Origin of the sequence: Achromobacter sp. SIMBA_011 (assembly GCF_046535435.1) — a bacterium.
GTDB lineage: Bacteria > Pseudomonadota > Gammaproteobacteria > Burkholderiales > Burkholderiaceae_B > Achromobacter > Achromobacter dolens.
Map to the genome: position 1 here is coordinate 1 of NZ_JAWRWN010000292.1, position 285 is coordinate 285.

At 64.6% G+C, this 285-nt stretch carries 1 pseudogene; it reads right to left on the reverse strand.

The window, feature by feature from the left end:
* Positions 1-285, reverse strand: a pseudogene (locus SB816_RS31005) (phenylacetic acid degradation protein PaaN); the annotation flags it as partial.

The following is a 285-nucleotide window of genomic DNA, read 5'->3' on the forward strand; positions in this document are numbered from 1 at the left end:
TCCGGCGATGCGGATGCCCATTGCGGCGCGGCGGCGCGCGACGCCGAGATATGCAGATCGACCGATGCGGCGGGATAGGTGATGCCGAGGGTCGGGCCGAAGGGCGATACTTCCATGCCGACAGGACTTTCATCTGCGGGATGTCCAGGCAGGTCGAACGGCTGCGAAAGGCGCGCCTTATAGGCAGCAAGGCCGTCATCCTTGGCGGTTTCGCCATAGATCTTGCCGCTTGGGACCTCGGGATAGGCCGACCAGTAATCGCGCTTGGCCGCAGCATCAGTCGCC